Origin of the sequence: Nocardiopsis mangrovi (assembly GCF_042653925.1) — a bacterium.
Taxonomy (GTDB): domain Bacteria; phylum Actinomycetota; class Actinomycetes; order Streptosporangiales; family Streptosporangiaceae; genus Nocardiopsis_B; species Nocardiopsis_B mangrovi.
Genome location: NZ_JBHSFQ010000032.1, coordinates 25,695 through 42,764 on the forward strand (window position 1 = coordinate 25,695; position 17,070 = coordinate 42,764).

A 17,070-nucleotide genomic window follows, 5' to 3' on the forward strand; every position below is an offset into this window, starting at 1 on the left:
CCGTCGTCGGAGGGACCGCCCGCGGGACCGCTCATGTGAGTCCAATCATGCTCATCCGTGAATCATACGTTGACATTCGGCTTCCCGCAGGTTTTCAATGAGCTGAATCACAAGTGTGATCCCCATCGCTCATATGAGCGGTCACCAGGTGGTGGTGGGGCCCCGGACCATGACATGAGGAGCCGCCGTGCGCGCAGCGATCATCGAGACGCCCGGACAGATCGGCGTCGGAGAGCGCCCCGACCCCGAACCCGCCGCCGACGGCGTGGTGGTCCAGGTGGGCGCGTGCGGGATCTGCGGCACCGACCTGCACATCGCCGACGGCGAGTTCCCGCCCAGCCCCTATCCGCTGGTGCCCGGCCACGAGTTCGCCGGCGAGATCGTCGCGGTCGGCTCCGCCGCCCCCGGCGGCCTCCGGGTGGGCGACCGGGTCGCCGTCGACCCGTCGCTCTTCTGCGGCCACTGCTCGTTCTGCCGGGCCGGCCGCGGGAACCTGTGCGCCAACTGGGGCGCGATCGGCGACACCGTCGACGGCGCGTTCGCCGAGTACGTCGCCGCCCCCGCGGTCAACTGCCACCGGATGCCCGACGGCATGACCTTCCGCGAGGCCGCGATCGTGGAGCCGCTCTCCTGCGCGGTGCACGGCGTGCGGCGCATCGGGGTCTCGGTCGGCGAGCGCTTCCTGCTCATCGGCGCCGGCACCATGGGCCTGCTGCTCCTCCAGTTGCTCCAGAGAGGCGGCGCCGACGTCACCGTGGTCGACCGCAACACCGAGCGGCTCAAGATCGCCGCCGCGCTCGGCGCGGCGACGACGGCCACCGACGTCGCCGAACTGGACGGCGAGCGGTTCGACGCCGCCGCCGACGCCACGGGCCACCCGCGGGCCATCGAGGCGGCGTTCGGCGCGCTGCGCCGCGGCGGCCGGCTCCTCGTCTTCGGCGTCGCCGCCGCCGAGGACCGCGTGGACCTGTCCCCGTTCCGCATCTACAACGACGAGATCACCGTGGTCGGCTCCATGGCCGTCCTCAACAGCTACGGCGCCGCCCTGGACCTGATCGGATCGGGCGCGGTCCAGACGGAGCAGCTGCTGACCCACGCCGCCCCGCTCGCCGACTTCCCCGCGGCTCTGGACCTGATGAGGTCCGGGGCGGGCGTGAAGATCCAGGTCGTGCCCTCGGGCGACACCTTCCGGTAAGGGGCGCCCCCATGAACCCCCGAGGAGGACCGACCAGATGCGCACCCTGATGCGTCCGGCCGCGGCGCTGGGATCGGCCGCATTGCTGCTGACCGGCTGCGCCGGCGCGGGCGCCCTCTCCGGCGCCGGCGACGGCACCCGCCTGGTCATCGCCATCGTCGCCAACCCGCAGATGCAGGACGCCATCTCGCTCCAGTCGGAGTTCACAGCTGAGAACCCCGGCATCGAGGTCGATTTCGTCGCCCTGCCCGAGAACGAGGCCCGCGCCAAGATCACCACCTCCATCGCCACGGGCGGCGGCGAGTTCGACGCGGTCATGATCAGCAACTACGAGACCCGGCAGTGGGCCGAGTACGGCTGGCTGGAGAACCTCCAGCCCTACATCGACGCCACCGAGGGCTACGACGACGCCGACTTCATCCCCTCCATCCGCGAGGACCTGTCCTACGAGGGCGACATGTACTCGGTCCCGTTCTACGGGGAGTCGTCGTTCGTCGCCTACCGCCGCGACCTGTTCGAGCAGGCCGGGGTGGAGATGCCGCAGAACCCCACCTGGGACGAGATCGCGCGGCTCGCGGCGGAGCTCGACGACCCCGAGGGCGGGGTCTCCGGCATCTGCCTGCGCGGGCTCGCCGGATGGGGCGAGGTCCTGAGCCCGTTCAACAGCGTGCTCAACACCTTCGGCGGGCGCTGGTACGACGAGGACTGGAACGCGCAGCTGGAGTCCCCCGAGTTCCGGGCGGCGGCCGAGTTCTACGTCGACCTGGTCCGCGAGCACGGCCAGCCCGGCGCCGCCACCAGCGGGTTCGGCGACTGCCTGAACCACTACAGCCAGGGCGGCGCCGCCATGTTCTACGACTCCACCGCCATGGTCAGCACCACCGAGGACCCCGACTCCAGCACGGTCGTCGGCGACAGCGGCTACGTGGCCGCGCCGGTCGCCGAGAGCGACTACGGGGGCTGGCTCTACACGTGGTCCCTGGGCATCCCCGCGACCTCCGAGAACAAGGACGAGGCGTGGCGGTTCCTGTCCTGGATGACCGACAAGGACTACATCCGCACCGTGGGCGAGACCTACGGCTGGCAGCGGGTCCCGCCCGGCAACCGGCAGTCGACCTTCGAGATCGATGACTACGCGCGGGCCGCGGAGTCCTACTCCGCGCCGATGCTGGCGGGCATCGAGGACGCCGACCCCGAGAACCCCTCGGTGCAACCGGTCCCCTACACCGGTATCGGCTTCCTCGCCATCCCCGAGTTCCAGGACCTGGGCACCCGGGTGAGCCAGCAGCTCAGCGCCGCCATCGCCGGGCAGATCAGCGTCGACGAGGCCCTGGAGCAGAGCCAGCGCTACGCCCAGAGCGTCGGCGACACCTACGCGGAGGAGGGCCGATGACCGGCGCGACGACCATCGCGAAACCGCGGCGGGCCGCCGCGAAGGCCGGGCGCACCGGCGACTGGTCCCGGCGCGCCCCGCTGCTGCCGGCGCTGGTGTTCATGCTGGTCGTGACCCAGCTGCCGTTCCTGTTCACGGTCTTCTACTCGGTGCAGTCGTGGAACCTGCTGCGACCGGGCTCCCGGTCGTTCGTGGGCCTGGCCAACTACCTGGCGGTGTTCACCGACGCCCAGTTCCTCTCCGCGGCCCTCAACACGATCGTCATCACCGCGTCCTGCGTCCTGGTGGCGATGCTGCTGGGGATCGGCCTGGCGATGCTGCTGGACCGCAGGTTCCTGGGCCGGGGCATCGTGCGCACCCTGCTCATCACCCCCTTCCTGGTGCTGCCGGTGGCCACCGCGCTGCTGTGGAAGAACATCATGTTCGACCCGGTGTTCGGCCTGATCGGCTTCCTGCTCACCCCGTTCGGACTGGGCGGCACCGACTGGATCTCGCAGTACCCGGTGGTGTCCGTGGTGACGGCGCTGGTCTGGCAGTGGACCCCGTTCATGATGCTGCTGGTGCTGGCGGGGCTCCAGAGCCAGGGCCGCGACGTCATCGAGGCCGGCCAGGTCGACGGCGCCGGCCGCTGGCAGATGTTCGTCTCGATCACCCTGCCGCACCTGCGCCGCTACATCGAGCTGGGCGTACTGCTGGGGTCGATCTACGTGGTCAACACGTTCGACGCCATCTACATGATGACCCAGGGCGGCCCCGGGACGGCCAGCGCGAACCTGCCGTTCTACATCTACCAGCGGGCCTTCCTGGGCTTCGACATCGGCCAGTCCGCCGCGATGGGGGTCGTGGTCGTCGTGGGCACGATCATCGTGGCCACCCTCGCGCTGCGCCTCATCTTCCGCTCGTTCATGTCCGCCCAGGAGGGGATCTCGTGACCACCGCAGCCCCCGCACGCGCGGCCGCCCGGACCGGGCCCGCGCCGCACCGGACATCGGGATCCGCTCGGCGCCGCGGCAACGGCGGCGCCCGCGGGACCGCGCTCACCGTGCTCACCTGGGCGATCGGCCTGCTGTTCGTCTCGCCGGCGCTGTGGCTGGTCATGACGGCGTTCAAGCAGGAGAGCGACGCCGTGACGACCCCGCCGCAGGTGCTCTTCGCGCCCACGCTGGACCAGTTCCGCGCGGTGATCGGCGCCGACTTCCTGCCCTACCTGGGCAATTCCGCGATCGCCACGCTGGTCTCCACCGGGCTGGTGCTGGCCTTGGGCGTGCCGGCCGCCTACGCGCTGTCGATCCGCCCGATCCGGCGCACCCGCGACGCGCTGTTCTTCTTCATCTCCACCAAGATGCTGCCGGTGGTGGCGGTGGTCGTCCCGCTGTACGTGGCCGCCGCCCAGGTCGCGATGCTGGACAACATCTGGACGCTGGTCATCCTCTACACCGCCATGAACCTGCCGATCGCGGTGTGGATGCTGCGCTCGTTCTTCCTGGAGGTGCCGAAGGGGGTGATCGAGGCCGCGCAGATGGAGGGCGCCGGCCTGGCCCGGGTCCTGTGGTCGGTGATGCTGCCGATCATGGCCCCCGGCATCGCCGCCACCGCTCTGATCTGCATGATCTTCTCCTGGAACGAGTTCTTCTTCGCTGTGAACCTGACCGCCGCGCAGGCCGCGACGGTCCCGGTGTTCATGGTCGGCTTCATGACCAGCGAGGGCCTCTTCCTGGCCCGGCTGTCGGCCGCCGCCACCCTGGTGTCGCTGCCGATCGTCATCGTCGGCTGGATCGCACAGCGGCAGCTCGTCCGCGGCCTGTCCATGGGCGCGGTGAAATAGGCCCTCCCGGGCCGCCCCGCGGCCCCCGTGGAACGGACCGGAGGAGCGCCTGCGCGGCGCTCCTCCGCCTCCGCGGGACGCACCCCTAGCGGTCGACGCTGGCCGGGAGCCAAGGGCGCCACGCATCGGGGTTGGCCTCCACCCAGGCCGCGGCGGCGTCCTGGGGGTCCATCCCCTGGTCGGCGATCATCTTCGCGACCGCGTTCTGGTCGGCGTTGGACCACTGCCAGTTCTTCAGCAGCTCGTAGGCCGGGCCGCCCTCCTCCGCGAAACCGGTGCGGAAGATCTTGTTGAGGTCGTAGGCCGGGTAGTCGCACGCCACGTCGTCGAGGTCGGCGTCGCAGCCGTCGGTGTACTCGGGGAACTCCACGTGCACGAGGTCGAGCTCCTCGAAGAGCCACTGGGGCTCGTAGAAGTAGAAGAGCACGGGCTCCTCGGCGGCGTAGCGCTGCCGCACCTCGGTGATCTGCGCGGCCTCCGATCCGGCGTAGACGACCTCCAGGTCGAGCCCGAAATGGTTGATCATGCCCTGGTCCTGGGTGACGAACGCCGGGTCGCCCGCGAGGAACTGCCCGGTCTCGCCGCCGGTCTCGGGGGTCGCGAAGATGCCGGCGTGCTCCTTCACCCCCTCCACGGTGTCGATCCCGGGATAGTCCTCCACCAGGTACCGCGGCACGTACCAGCCGAGCGTCCCGTCGTTGCCGGTGGACCCGCCGTCGACGACGGTGCCGTTGCCCTCGGGGCCGTACAGCTCCATCAGGTCCTCGTGGCCCCAGTTCTCCACGACCATGTCGACCTCGCCCTGGTCCATGGCCTGCCACGACGGCTGCTCGTCGACCCGCACGAGCTGCACCTGGTAGCCCAGCTCGTCCTCCAGCAGCGTCTGGAGCACCGCGGCGCTGGCCTCATAGCCCACCCACCCGTTGAGGGCGATGCGGACGGTGCCGGGGTCGCGCAGCACCGACGTCGTGCGCACGGCGCACGACGACACGAGGGCGACCGCGAGCGCCACCGCGGTGGCGCGCACCAGCGCGGAGCGGAGCCGCCTCTTCCGCCGCGGCGCCGGCCGCGCGCGGCCGGCGGCGGGGGGCGCGCTCATCGGCGTCGCGTCATCCATGGCTCCTCCGTCCCTGGGTCACCCGGTCGAGGGCCAGGCCGAGGCAGACGATCGCCAGCCCTGAGGTCAGGCCGAGCCCGAGTTGGTTCTGTTTGAGGCCGAACACGACGTCGTAGCCGAGCGATCCGGCGCCGACCAGGGCGCCCATGACCACCATCGCGAGGACCATCATGATCCCCTGGTTCACCGCAAGCAGCAGCGACGAGCGCGCCAGCGGAAGCCGCACCTTGGTCAGGAGCTGGGCACCGGTGGAGCCCTGCGACACCGCCGCCTCCACCGCACCGGCGGGCACCCCGCGGATCCCGTCGTTCACCAGCCGGATCACCGGGGGCAGCGCGAAGATGACCGCGGCCGCCAGCGCGGGAACCCGGCCGATGCCGAACAGGGCGACCGCGGGGATCAGGTAGACGAAGGGCGGCAGGGTCTGCATCGCGTCCAGGACCGGCCGCAGAACGGCGGCGAGCACGTCGCTGCGCGCCGCGAGGATACCGATGAGCACGCCGATCGCGATCGTCACGGCGGCGGCCACGAGCACCTGGGAGAGGGTGTCCATGCTGTTGTCCCAGACCCCCAGCAGCCCGGTGGCCGCGATCGCGGCGCCGGAGGCGACCGCGGCGCGCCACCCGGCGAAGACCGCGCCGAACCCGGCCGCGGCCAGCACCACCAGCCACCACGGCGACCCGGTGAGGACGGCGCTGAGCGGGTTGAGCACCCATTGCAGCAGCAGGTCGCCCGATGCGGCGGTGGCGCCGCCGATCGCCGCCTGCACGGCGTCGTTCGCGGCGTTGACGGGAGCCGCCACGGTCACCGACCACCCGTCGGGCCAGGCCGTCGCGTCGAGCGCGTGCGCCGCCGCGGTGGCCGCGGCGACGGCGGCCAGGCCGGCCGCGGGCACCAGCAGCCGCCGTCGGCCCGGCGCCGTGCCCGTCCCCTCGCCGTTCCCGGCCGCGCCGGTGACCCGGTCCAGGGCGATGGCCAGCAGGACGATCGCCAGGCCCGCCTCGACCGCCTGGCCGACGTTGACCTTGGACAGCGCCTGGTAGATCGCGTCGCCCAGGCCGCCGGCGCCGATGACCGAGGCGATGACCACCATGGACACCGCCAGCATGATCGTCTGGTTGACCCCCAGGAGGATGGTGCGCCGGGCCAGCGGCAGCTGCACCTTGGTCAGGAGCTGCCAGGGGGTGGAGCCCAGCGAGGTGGTGGCCTCGACCGCGCCGGCGTCCACCCCGCGGATCGCCAGCGCGGTGATGCGCACCGCGGGCGGGATCGCGTAGACCGCGGTGGCCACCGCCGCCGCCGGGTTGCCGATCCCGAACAGCAGGACCATCGGCATGAGGTAGGCGAAGGCGGGCATGATCTGCATGAAGTCCAGCACCGGCCGCATGAGCCGGTCGAACCCGTCGCTGCGGCCGGCGAGGATGCCCAGCGGGACCCCGGCCACCAGAGCGATCAGCACCGACGTGATGATCAGGGCGAGCGTGGTCATCGCCTCGGCCCACAGCCCGGCCAGCCCGAAGACGGCGAAGGCGGCGAGGACGACCGGCACCGTCCGCCACCCGGCCGCCCGCCAGGTGGCCAGGGTCCCCAGGACGACCACGCCGGGCCAGGCGAGGAACGTGAGCGCCTGGTTGACCAGGACGACGGCCGATCCCAGGCCCACGGAGACGTAGTTGAAGCCGTACAGGAACAGAGGGCTCGTGTTGCGGTTGGCGACGATCCACGCGTAGACGCCGTCGAGGCGCGCGATGAGCCACTGGCCGGCGGTGTCGGGGAATGGGCCGAGCCAGGCGGACGGCCCCAGCACGCGGGCGGCGGCGAACCCGGCGAGGAGCACGGCGGCCACGGCGAGCGCCTGGACGGGGCGGCTGCGCGCCAGGGCGGCGGCGCCCGAGGGCCCCGCGGCCTTCGCGGGCGGGGCGGCCGCCGGCGGCGCCGGCGCGGGAGCGGGGCGGGCGGAGGTCGCGGACATCGTCACGCCTCCGCCGGCGGGCGGGCGGGCGCACCGGCGGGGCCCGCCGGGCCGGCGGCGGAGCCGCCTCCGCTCGCCGTGACGTCGGCCAGGTCGTCGGCGATGGCGCCCAGCACGTCCTCGCGGCCCACCACGCCCAGCAGCCGGTCGCCGTCCATGACCCGCACGGGGGCGGTGCTGTGCGACAGCACCCGCACCACGTCGCGGACGACGGTGCGGGGTTCGGCCGCCGGCCCGTCCAGGGGCTCGCCGTCGCGGGGCGGGCGCATCAGCCAGCGCACCGTGAGCACGTCGGTGCGGTTGACGTCCTTGACGAAATCGCGGACGTAGTCGTCGGCCGGCCGGCCGACGAGTTCCTCCGCGGTACCCAGCTGCACGAGCGCGCCGTCGCGCATGATCGCGATGCGGTCGCCGAGCTTGAGCGCCTCGGACAGGTCGTGGGTGATGAAGACGGCGGTCTTCTTCAGCTCGCGCTGGAGCCGCAGCACCTCCTGCTGCATGTCGCGGCGGATCAGCGGGTCGAGCGCGCTGAACGGCTCGTCGAACAGCAGGACCCGCGGGTCCACCGCGAGGGCGCGGGCCAGCCCGACCCGCTGCTGCATCCCGCCGCTGAGCTGGCCGGGCCGCGCGTCCTCGTAGCCCGTCAGGCCGACCATGTCGATCATCTCGCGGGCCCGGGCGTAGCGCTCGGCCCTGCCCGCTCCGCGCACCTCCAGCCCGTAGGCGACGTTGTCGACGACCCTGCGGTGCGGGAGCAGCCCGAAGTGCTGGAAGACCATCGCCATCTCGTAGCGGCGCAGCTCGCGCAGGCGCTGCGGACCGCACGCGCCGATGTCGGCGCCGTCCAGCAGCACTTGGCCGGCCGTGGGCTCGATCAGCCGGGTCATGCAGCGGACGAGCGTGGACTTTCCGGACCCCGACAATCCCATGACGACGAAGATCTCGCCGGGATGGACGTCGAAGGACATGTCGCGGACGGCGACGGTGCACCCGGTCCGCTCGCGGATCGTGTCGCGGTCGAGGTGTTCGGCGTCGCCCCCGATGATCGTGTGGGCGTTCTTGCCGAAGACCTTCCACAGGTTGCGGACGGAGATCCGGGGCTCCCCGGTGTTCTCGCCGCCGGGCGGCCGCTCGGCCGCCGGTGCTGGGGTGGGCATCGTCAGGTTCTCCTCCGGCCGCCCCGGGTCGGGGATCGGGGCGGCCCTTCGTCGGAAGGCGGAAGCCGGGCGGGGCGCCCTAGCGGTCCGCGCGGATGAGGTCGGCGGCGCGCTCGCCGATCGCGAGGACGGTGACCATCGGGTTGGGCGACGGCATGGTCGGGAACACCGACGCGTCGGCGACGCGCAGCCCGGACAGGCCGCGCACCCGCAGCGCCGGGTCGACGACGGCCATGGGGTCGCCGTCGGCACCGATCCTGCAGGTGCCCGCAGGGTGGTAGACGGTGTGCGCGGCGCGGCGGCCGTACTCCGACAGCTCCTCGTCGGTGGTGACCGCGGGGCCGGGTGCGACCTCGCGCTTGATCCAGGACTTGAACGGCTCGGTCGCGGCGATCTCCCGGGCGATCTTGAGGCCGTCCACGATCGTGGTGGCGTCGTAGTCGTCGGGGTCGGTGAAGTAGCGGAAGTCGAGGGCCGGCTTGACCGCGGGGTCGGAGCTGGTGAGCCAGAGCTTCCCGCGGGACCGCGACCGCGGGATGTTCGGCGTCATGCAGATGGCGTTGCGGGGCCCCGGCGAGTCGTAGCCGAGCCGGGCCGTGTTGTCGTCGAAGGGGATCTGGTAGATGTGGAACATCAGGTCCGGGCGCGGGTCGGTGGTGTCGCGCCGGATGAACAGGCCGCCGTCGGAGTCCATGACCGTGTTCTCCGGCACCGGCCGCACGGTCTCCCACATGATGATCGACTCCGGGTGGTCGAGCAGGTTCTCCCCCACCCCCGGCAGGTCGTGCCGCACGCCGATGCCGACCTCCCGCAGGTCCGCCGCCGGCCCCACCCCCGACAGCAGGAGCAGGCGCGGGGTGTCGATCGCCCCGGCGCACAGGATCACCTCGCGATCCGCGCGCACCGTGCGGCGCTCGCCGTCCGCGGTGGTGACCTCGACCCCGGCCGCGCGGTCGCCGTCGAACACGATCCGGTCCGCCCAGGTCTCCAGCATCAGGGTGAGGTTGCCGCGCCGGCCGAGCACGGGGTGCAGGTAGGCGACCGACGCCGATGACCGGTGCCCGGTGTGGGGGTCGTAGGCGATCGACAGGAAGCCGACCCCGTCGGCGAAGCCGCCGCCGTGGGAGGTCGCGGCGTTGAAGTCCTCGATCACCGGGACCCCGGTGGCCTTGGCGGACGCGTCGATCCAGTCCCGCACGATCTCGTTGCGGTCCTTGGCGGCCACCGGGGTGATGTTGCACTTGATCCGGTCGGCGTAGGACTGGACGGTCGCGTTGTCCCAGCCGTCGGCGCCGGCGGCGACCCAGTCGTCGAGGTCGCGGGCGAAAGGGCGGAAGCTGATGAGCGTGTTGTGCGAGGAGCAGCCGCCCAGCACCCGGGCGCGCGAGTGCACGATGTGGGAGTTGCCGCGGGGCTGCTCGACGGTGGTGTACCCGTAGTCGAGGTCGCCGCCCAGGAGGCCCAGCCAGTCGCGCAGCTTGAGCACGCGCTCCAGGCCGACGTCGGAGGGCCCGCCCTCGATGACGCAGACGCTGGTCCCGGGGTCCTCGGTGAGGCGAGCGGCGATCACCGAGCCCGCGGTGCCCCCGCCGACGATCACGTAATCGTAGGCGGACGCGGGTGGCGGGGATGCTGACACGTGCGGCTCCTTGTCGTGCGGGGGTGCGGCCGGGGTGCGCGGCGGGCCGGACGGCGCCGGCCGCGGGTCACCGCCTTACGGGAACCAGCGCTGCGGGACGGGGTTCAGGTTGCGGTAGACGTGCTTGGCCTCCCGGTACTCGTCGAGCCCGGCCTGGCCGAGTTCGCGGCCGATCCCGGAGCGCTTGAAGCCGCCCCATTCGGCGCCCGGGAAGTAGGGGCCGAAGTCGTTGATCCACACGGTGCCATGCCGCAGCGCCGCGGCCACGCGCTCCCCGCGCCCGGTATCGGCGGTCCACACGGCGCCGGAGAGGCCGTAGTCGGTGTCGTTGCCGAGTTCGACCGCCTCGGCCTCGGTGCGGAAGGTCTCGACGGTGGCCACGGGGCCGAACACCTCGGTCTGCACGATGTCCATGCCGCGGTGGCAGCCGGTGAACACGGTGGGGCGGTAGAAGAAGCCCTTGGCGAGACCGGGGTCGTCGGGCCGGGCGCCGCCCGCGACGACGGCGGCCCCTTCGGCGATGCCCCGGGCCACGGCGGCCTCGACCTTGTCGCGGTGCTCGGCGGAGACCAGCGGGCCGCACCGCACGCCTTCGTCCTGGCCTCGGCCCAGGCGGACGCGGTCGGCGCGGCGGGCCAGCTCCGCGGTGAAGGCGTCGTGGATCTCCTCGTGCACGATGATGCGGGAGCCGGCGGAGCACACCTGGCCGGAGTGGAAGAACGCCGCGGTCATCGCGTAGTCGACGGCGGTGTCGAGGTCGACGTCGGGGAAGATGATGTTCGGGTTCTTCCCGCCCAGTTCGAGGGCGACCTTCTTCACGGTCGCGGCGGCCGAGGCCATGATGCGCCGGCCGGTGGCCAGGCCGCCGGTGAAGGACACGAGGTCGACGTCGGGGCTTTCCACCAGCGCGGCGCCCGCGCCCGGACCGGCGCCCAGGACCAGGTTGGCCACGCCGGAGGGTACGCCGGCCTCGGCGCACAGCTCGAACAGCTTGCACGTGGTGACCGGGGTGATCTCGCTGGGCTTGACGACCATGGTCGCGCCGGCCGCGATGGCGGGGGCCATCTTCCACGAGAGCTGGAGCAGCGGGTAGTTCCAGGGGGTGATCATGGCGCAGACGCCCACGGGCTCGTAGACGACGCGGCTGGAGACGCCTTCGGGGGCGGCGATGACGCGGCCGGCGTCCTTGTCGGCGAGGCCCGCGTAGTAGCGGAAGACGGCGGTGACGTCGTCGACGTCGATACCGCCCTCTTCCAGGGTCTTCCCGGTGTCCAGCGATTCCATCAGCGCGATCTCGGCGCGGTCGCGCTGGAGCAGGTCGGCGATGCGGCCCAGGATCTCCCCGCGCTCCGCCGCCGGGCGGCGGCGCCAGCCGCCGTCGTCGAACGCGCGCCGGGCGGCGGCGACCGCGGCGCCGGCGTCGGCCGGGCCGCCCTCGCTGACCACGGACAGTACCGAGGCGTCGTAGGGGTTGACGACGTCGCGCACGGCGCCGTCGGCGGCGGCGGTCCAGACGCCGTCGACGTACAGGCTCACAGCCGATTCCGAACCGGGCGCAGACAGGTACGGCTTATCCGGCAGGGTTACGTAGGGTCGCATCACGGAACCGTCTTCCCCAGGAAACTTCCCCACAAACAGCCCGTTTACCTTCTTTACCGTCACGAGACAGCTCCGAGCACCGCCATGACCTGCATCGACCAACCGTTTCCGATGGCGGTGCAGTACCGCGGTCCGCCCACTTCGCGGGCATGGATATCACGCAGCGTGAGGACTCCAGGGTCGCGCCCGCGCGATCGAGTCGCGGTGCCGCGCGCCCGGTCTCGGAGAGGGTGGTGTTGCACACAGCGGGCGCCCGGGGCCGCACCCCTCCGGCTCCCCCGCGTTCCCCGGCCGGCCCGCGGGACGCCTGCGCGGCCCGGCTGCTCCGGCCCGCCCGGCGCTCGCCGGCCGGCTCGCGGGGGTGCCCGGGGGCGCCGGCCGGGCCGGCACCCCCACCCCATCGCCCCCGGGTGCTCCGCCAACCCCTGGACAAGCACACCCCATGTCGGGTTAACGTGGATTAGGTGTGCCTAACCGAACGCTCCGTGTGCGTCCGGCCCGGCGCCGCGCCACCGATCCCACCCTTCGAGGAACCATGCTGCTGGAGCACGAACGCAGGGACGTCTGCCTGACCGCCCGCCGACTCGCCGATAGCGGCATGGTCGCCGGCGACGGCGCGACCGTCAGCGCCGGCACGGTCAGCGTGCGCGCGGGCCGGCTGTTCGCGGTCACCCCGGCGGGTGTGCCGCTCGACCGGATCGACCCCGCCGACTGCCCGGTCCTGTCGCTCGACGGCGGCGTGCTGGAGGGGCGCCGCGAACCCGCCGCCGAGACCACGCTGCACAGCGCCGTCTACCGGGTCACCGATGCCACGGCCGCCGTGCAGGCCCACAGCGAGAACGCCGCCGCGGTGTCGGCGGCCATGGTGGAGCTGCCGCCGATCCACCACACCGCCGCCCGGCTCGGCGGCGCCATCCCGGTCACCGGCTACGCCACCTACGGCACCGGCGAGCTCTCCGACCAGCTCGTCAAGGCCCTGAAAGGGCGGCGCGCGGCGCTGCTGGCCAACCACGGCGGCCTGGCCGTGGGCATGGGCCCCGACCAGGCGTTCGAGTACGCGCGGCTGCTGGAGTGGCTGTGCGGCGTCTACATCCGCGCCCGGGCCATCGGCGAGCCCCGGGTGCTCTCCGAGGACGAGCTCGCCGAGATCCGCACCCGCGACGGCTACGCGTGGGGCGGCCCCGACGTCTTCTTCTGACCTTGGTGCCCGCCCGGGCGCTCACCCGGGTCAGGGGCGCGGCCCGGCGGTCGGCGCGGCCGCCTCGTCGTCCTCATCGGGAACCTCGTCGGGCAGGTTCCAGGCGAGGTGCGCGGCCGGGTAGCAGAAGTGCAGCATGGCCAGCAGGAAGACGGTCGGCGCCAGCACGGCGGCCGGGACCGCCACCGCCACCTGCCCCACGGCCAGCAGCACGACCAGCGCCACGAACAGCACGGCGGCCGTCACGTGGTGGCCGATCCGCAGGGCGCGTTCGTGGTCGGCACGCTGGCGCTCATCGAGCCCGCGGTAGCCGGCGACCCACCGGCTGGCCAGATTGACCTGGGTGCCGAGGAACGCCCCGAGGGCCATCAGCGCCAGGAAGGCGATCAGCAGCGCGAGCCCGCCGTAGGACAGCTGTACGGCGGCCAGCACCAACGCGCCGGCGACCGCCACCGCGGCCTCGGCCGCGACCAGCGCGCGCCGGCGGCCGCGCCGCGCCCAGCGGAGCCTGACCCGCTCGTTCTCCACCCGGGCCCGCATCTCGTCCTGTGTGCGCTCACCGAAGGTGCCCGTTCCGCGGGCGCCGGCGGAGGCCGGTCCGGTCATGGTCCTCACTCCTGTCCGATCCTGGGGAACGGTGCGGTCGAGAAGACGACCTCCACCGGTACTTCGAAGTACTGCGCGATCCGCAGCGCCAGGTGCAGGCTGGGGCTGTACTCGCCCCGTTCGAGGTAGCCCACGGTCTGGTAGTGCACGCCGAGCGTCTCGGCGAGCTCCCGCCGCGAGACCCCCCGCTCGGCCCGCAACACGGCGATGCGGTTGTAGATCTGCTCGCCGGCGCCGCCGGCCTTGGCCCGGCCGCGCGCCGTATTGCCCGCTGTGGTCACGGTGCTCCTTCCGCTCGTCGTCCATCGCCGGCGGGCGGGTCGGCCGGGTGGACGCGGCCGACCCGCCCGCCGCCGGCGTCAGCCGACACGCTGGACCGACCGCTGCTTGCGGGCCTCGACGGCCGAGCCGGACTCCCGCCGTGCCATGCGGCGCAGCACGATGGGGGCGATGACCAGGCCGGCGACCGTCCACACCCCCAGCACGCCCGCGGTCTCCAGGTGCCGCCAGGACCCGCCGATCTCCAGGGCGGCCGCGGCGTCGGGCAGCAGCGCCGAGCGCATGCCGAGGCCCAGCCAGTACATCGGGAAGACCTGCGCGATGGCCTGCACCCACACGGGAAGGACGGTCACCGGCCCGAAGATCCCCGAGATGCCGATCAGGCCCATGATCGGCAGCATCCCGAGCCCGCCCACGGTGCGCGGGCTCTCGAAGAGCGACCCGAGCACGGCGCCGATCGGCAGCGTCGCGGCCAGGCCGAGGGCGAGCACCCAGACGAGGGTGGGCCAGCCGCTCGCCAGTCCCCCTGTGAGGCCGTCGAACAGGAAGAGGCCGGGGACCAGGACGACCAGGATGTTCAGCAGGATCACCAGCGACTGGGAGACGACCTTGCCGACCAGGTAGCCGAGCATGCCGCGCGGCAGGGCCTTGGCCCGCAGCAGGGTGCCGTCCTCGCGCTCGGTGGCCAGCAGCATCGCCGTGCCGATCAGGCCGCTGGTGGCGATGAGCATCCCCAGCACCCCCGGCAGCGACACGGCGCCGGCGGTCAGGGAGGTGCCGTCGGCGGCGGCGCTCTGCAGGAAGTAGAGCACGGCCAGCAGGGTCCCGCTGGTCATCAGGTTGGAGAGGGCGTCCTGCCGGTTGGTGAGGAACGCGCGGAAGTCCAGGAGCCCGCGGGCGCCGCCCATCCGCAGGGCGTGAACGGTGGTGTTCACTTCGCGGCCTCCCCGAACCCCGTGGCGGCGGTGGCGCCCTGCCCGGTCTCGTGCTCGTGCACCATGGCCATGTAGACGTCCTCCAGCCGCGCGCGGCGGACCTCCAGGTCGGCGACCTCCTCGCCGTACTGCGCGAACAGTTCGCGGACGAACGCGGTGCCGTCCTCGGCGGCGTGGACGAACCGCCGGCCGCCGCGGGTCCACAGCACTTCGGTCTCGTCGCCCACCTGCCGGGCCAGCTGCTCGGCGCTGCCGTCGGCGACGATCCGGCCGCCGGCGAGGATCAGGATGCGGTCGGCGAGCTTCTCGGCCTCGTCGAGGTCGTGCGTGGTGAGCAGGATGGTGGTGTCGTCGTCATCGGCCAGCCGGTGCACCATGTCGTGGAATTCGCGGCGGGCCTCGGGGTCGAACCCGACCGTGGGCTCGTCCAGGAACAGCACCTCGGGTCGGCCGACGATGCCGATCGCGACGTCCAGGCGCCGGCGCTGGCCGCCGGAGAGGGTGGCGACCCTCTTGCCGGCGTGGCCGGTGAGGCCGACCGTGTCCATCAGCTCGTCGACGTCGCGCGGGCGGGGCCGACCGGGGGCGGAGTAGGGGGCGTAGTACGCGGCGGTGTGCGCCAGCAGCTCGCGCACCCGCCACTTGCCGTGGTCGCGCCAGGACTGGAGGACGATCCCGAGCCGGGCGCGCCAGCGCTCGTCGCCGGCGGCGGGGTCGGTGCCGAGCACCGCCGCCTCGCCGGCGGAGCGCATCCGAAAGCCTTCCAGGATTTCTATGGTCGTGGTCTTGCCGGCCCCGTTCGGACCGAGCAGGGCAAGCACCTCGCCGCGCCGAGCGTCGAAGTCGACCCCCGCGAGGACGTCGGTCGTCCCGTAGCGCATCCGTAGACCGCGGACGCTGACGGTGGTGTCGGTCCCCGTCGCTCCGGCAGCGGACGCGCGGGGGGATCCCGCGTCGTTCACCACTGTCATGTGACCCGTTCCTTCCGTACTTCTCCTACTGCGATCGATAGTACATGTACTACATACTTACGCGTGCATACTACGTTCGTCCAGATCACCGCGCACCGTTGGGCGGTGTCCGCAAGCGGACACCGCCGGGTCCGGCCGTCGAGGAGGGTGCCGGGGCGGCGCGGCGGTACCGGCGGGCGGGCGCCGCGGCGCGGCCGCACGCGCCGGGGACGCTCGGGCGTCAGGCGCCGAACACGGCGGCAGCGGCACCGCCCAGGGCGAACGCGCCCAGGCCGGCGGCCACCGAGCCGGCGGCATTGGCGAGCGCCAGAAAGCGCGCGCGGGTGCGCAGCAGCCGGAACGTCTCGTATCCGAAGGCGGAGTAGGTCGACAGCGCGCCGAGCAGCCCGGTGACGACGAGGGCCGCCGCCCATCCGGGCAGGGCGAACGCCGAGACGAACCCCAGGACCAGGCAGGCGGCGGCGTTCACCGCGAGCGTCCCCCAGGGGAACACCGAGTCGTGGCGCGCGGTGACGGCGCGGTCGGCGAGGTAGCGCAGCGGCGCGCCGACCGCGCCGCCCAGGACGACCATCAGTAAGGTCACCGGCCGGCCTCCCCTTCGCTCACGTCCGTGGCGGCGGGTGCAGGGGCCGCGGCCCGCAGGACCCGCTCGGCCAGCGACCAGCCCGTCCACACCGCGCAGAGCCCGCCGATGAGGGTGGCCGCGAGGTAGGCGAGCGCAGGGCCCGGGGCTCCGGCGGCGAGCATCGCCTCGGCATCGCCGACGTAGGTGGAGAACGACGTGTACCCGCCGAGGACCCCCACCCCCCAGAAAGGGCGCAGCAGGCGCGCGTCCGGCCACACCCCGACCACCAGGACCATCAGCACACCGATGAGCAGGCAGCCGGAGACGTTGACCAGCAGCGTCGACCAGGCGAACGCCCCGGGCGGCGCCGGCAGCGCGGCGGCGGCCCCGTAGCGCGCGCACGCGCCCAAGGCCCCGCCCGCGGCGATCGCGGCCAGGACGTCGGCCCGGACCCGGGGCGGGACCGGGGCGGCCGGGGGCGCGGCCGGTGCCGGGACCGGCCCGATGTCCGGGTCGATCGGGGCGCGGCGCTCGACGGGGTCGGGGACGTGGTCCACGCTGGACTCCTATCAGCCATTCCGCCAAGGGCGGCGACGGGAACTGATAGGGACCGTTGGCG

General features: G+C 72.9%; 16 protein-coding genes. 5 read left to right on the plus strand and 11 right to left on the minus strand.

All coding sequences use genetic code 11. From position 1 onward, the window contains the following. Positions 1–187 precede the first annotated feature (187 nt). Genes ACFO4E_RS24765 through ACFO4E_RS24780 form a run of 4 tightly spaced genes read left to right on the plus strand, consistent with a single transcriptional unit; the run spans position 188 to position 4,413 of the window. Entirely contained in the window at positions 188–1,195 is a 1,008-nt protein-coding gene (locus ACFO4E_RS24765; RefSeq protein ID WP_378578734.1) for a zinc-dependent alcohol dehydrogenase family protein, read from the plus strand. Positions 1,196–1,232: 37 nt separating this feature from the next. Then, positions 1,233–2,588 carry an ABC transporter substrate-binding protein gene (locus tag ACFO4E_RS24770; RefSeq protein ID WP_378578736.1) on the plus strand — a complete coding sequence of 452 codons (1,356 nt, stop codon included), beginning with the start codon at positions 1,233–1,235 and terminating at the stop codon, positions 2,586–2,588. Continuing rightward, positions 2,585–3,520 carry a carbohydrate ABC transporter permease gene (locus tag ACFO4E_RS24775; RefSeq protein WP_378578738.1) on the plus strand — a complete coding sequence of 312 codons (936 nt, stop codon included), beginning with the start codon at positions 2,585–2,587 and terminating at the stop codon, positions 3,518–3,520. Before ACFO4E_RS24770 ends, ACFO4E_RS24775 begins: the two co-directional genes overlap by 4 nt. Further along, positions 3,517–4,413 carry a carbohydrate ABC transporter permease gene (locus tag ACFO4E_RS24780; protein ID WP_378578740.1) on the plus strand — a complete coding sequence of 299 codons (897 nt, stop codon included), beginning with the start codon at positions 3,517–3,519 and terminating at the stop codon, positions 4,411–4,413. Before ACFO4E_RS24775 ends, ACFO4E_RS24780 begins: the two co-directional genes overlap by 4 nt. An 85-nt stretch (positions 4,414–4,498) precedes the next feature. Here the strand turns inward: ACFO4E_RS24780 and ACFO4E_RS24785 are convergent, their stop codons facing one another. The 5 genes from ACFO4E_RS24785 to ACFO4E_RS24805 all read right to left on the minus strand — a co-directional run bounded on the left by ACFO4E_RS24785 (position 4,499) and on the right by ACFO4E_RS24805 (position 11,897). Beyond that, positions 4,499–5,512: an ABC transporter substrate-binding protein gene (locus ACFO4E_RS24785; protein ID WP_378578846.1), complete on the minus strand. Its 1,014-nt coding sequence runs from the start codon at positions 5,510–5,512 to the stop codon at positions 4,499–4,501. A gap of 10 nt (positions 5,513–5,522) precedes the next feature. Next, complete coding sequence (locus ACFO4E_RS24790) at positions 5,523–7,502, minus strand: ABC transporter permease (protein ID WP_378578742.1); 1,980 nt, start codon at positions 7,500–7,502, stop codon at positions 5,523–5,525. A 2-nt stretch (positions 7,503–7,504) separates the two neighbouring features. Continuing rightward, entirely contained in the window at positions 7,505–8,659 is a 1,155-nt protein-coding gene (locus ACFO4E_RS24795; protein ID WP_378578744.1) for a quaternary amine ABC transporter ATP-binding protein, read from the minus strand. Between the two features lie 79 nt (positions 8,660–8,738). Next, on the minus strand, positions 8,739–10,298 hold the full coding sequence (locus tag ACFO4E_RS24800) for a GMC family oxidoreductase (RefSeq protein ID WP_378578746.1): 1,560 nt from the start codon (positions 10,296–10,298) through the stop codon (positions 8,739–8,741). 75 nt (positions 10,299–10,373) lie between these two features. Beyond that, on the minus strand, positions 10,374–11,897 hold the full coding sequence (locus ACFO4E_RS24805) for an aldehyde dehydrogenase family protein (protein ID WP_378578748.1): 1,524 nt from the start codon (positions 11,895–11,897) through the stop codon (positions 10,374–10,376). A 535-nt stretch (positions 11,898–12,432) separates the two neighbouring features. On the opposite strand from ACFO4E_RS24805, the gene ACFO4E_RS24810 reads away from it, so the two are divergent. Continuing rightward, positions 12,433–13,095, plus strand: a complete 663-nt coding sequence (locus ACFO4E_RS24810; protein ID WP_378578750.1) for a class II aldolase/adducin family protein — start codon at positions 12,433–12,435, stop codon at positions 13,093–13,095. Positions 13,096–13,125: 30 nt separating this feature from the next. Here ACFO4E_RS24810 and ACFO4E_RS24815 read toward each other — a convergent pair whose 3' ends face one another. The 6 genes from ACFO4E_RS24815 to ACFO4E_RS24840 form a co-directional block, all read right to left on the minus strand. Continuing rightward, positions 13,126–13,701: a hypothetical protein gene (locus tag ACFO4E_RS24815; RefSeq protein WP_378578752.1), complete on the minus strand. Its 576-nt coding sequence runs from the start codon at positions 13,699–13,701 to the stop codon at positions 13,126–13,128. A gap of 5 nt (positions 13,702–13,706) precedes the next feature. After that, complete coding sequence (locus tag ACFO4E_RS24820) at positions 13,707–13,982, minus strand: helix-turn-helix transcriptional regulator (protein ID WP_378578753.1); 276 nt, start codon at positions 13,980–13,982, stop codon at positions 13,707–13,709. A gap of 78 nt (positions 13,983–14,060) precedes the next feature. Further along, the gene (locus ACFO4E_RS24825) at positions 14,061–14,915 is read right to left on the minus strand and encodes an ABC transporter permease (protein ID WP_378578755.1); all 855 of its coding nucleotides are present in this window, start codon (positions 14,913–14,915) and stop codon (positions 14,061–14,063) included. Continuing rightward, positions 14,912–15,886 (minus strand): ABC transporter ATP-binding protein, encoded by a 975-nt coding sequence (locus ACFO4E_RS24830; RefSeq protein ID WP_378578757.1) that lies wholly within the window; start codon positions 15,884–15,886, stop codon positions 14,912–14,914. Before ACFO4E_RS24830 ends, ACFO4E_RS24825 begins: the two co-directional genes overlap by 4 nt. Positions 15,887–16,106: 220 nt before the next feature. Next, positions 16,107–16,469 (minus strand): fluoride efflux transporter FluC, encoded by a 363-nt coding sequence (locus ACFO4E_RS24835; protein ID WP_378578759.1) that lies wholly within the window; start codon positions 16,467–16,469, stop codon positions 16,107–16,109. After that, positions 16,466–17,008 (minus strand): fluoride efflux transporter FluC, encoded by a 543-nt coding sequence (locus ACFO4E_RS24840; RefSeq protein WP_378578761.1) that lies wholly within the window; start codon positions 17,006–17,008, stop codon positions 16,466–16,468. The genes ACFO4E_RS24835 and ACFO4E_RS24840 overlap by 4 nt, the downstream gene beginning before the upstream one ends. Between the last annotated feature and the right edge of the window lie 62 nt (positions 17,009–17,070).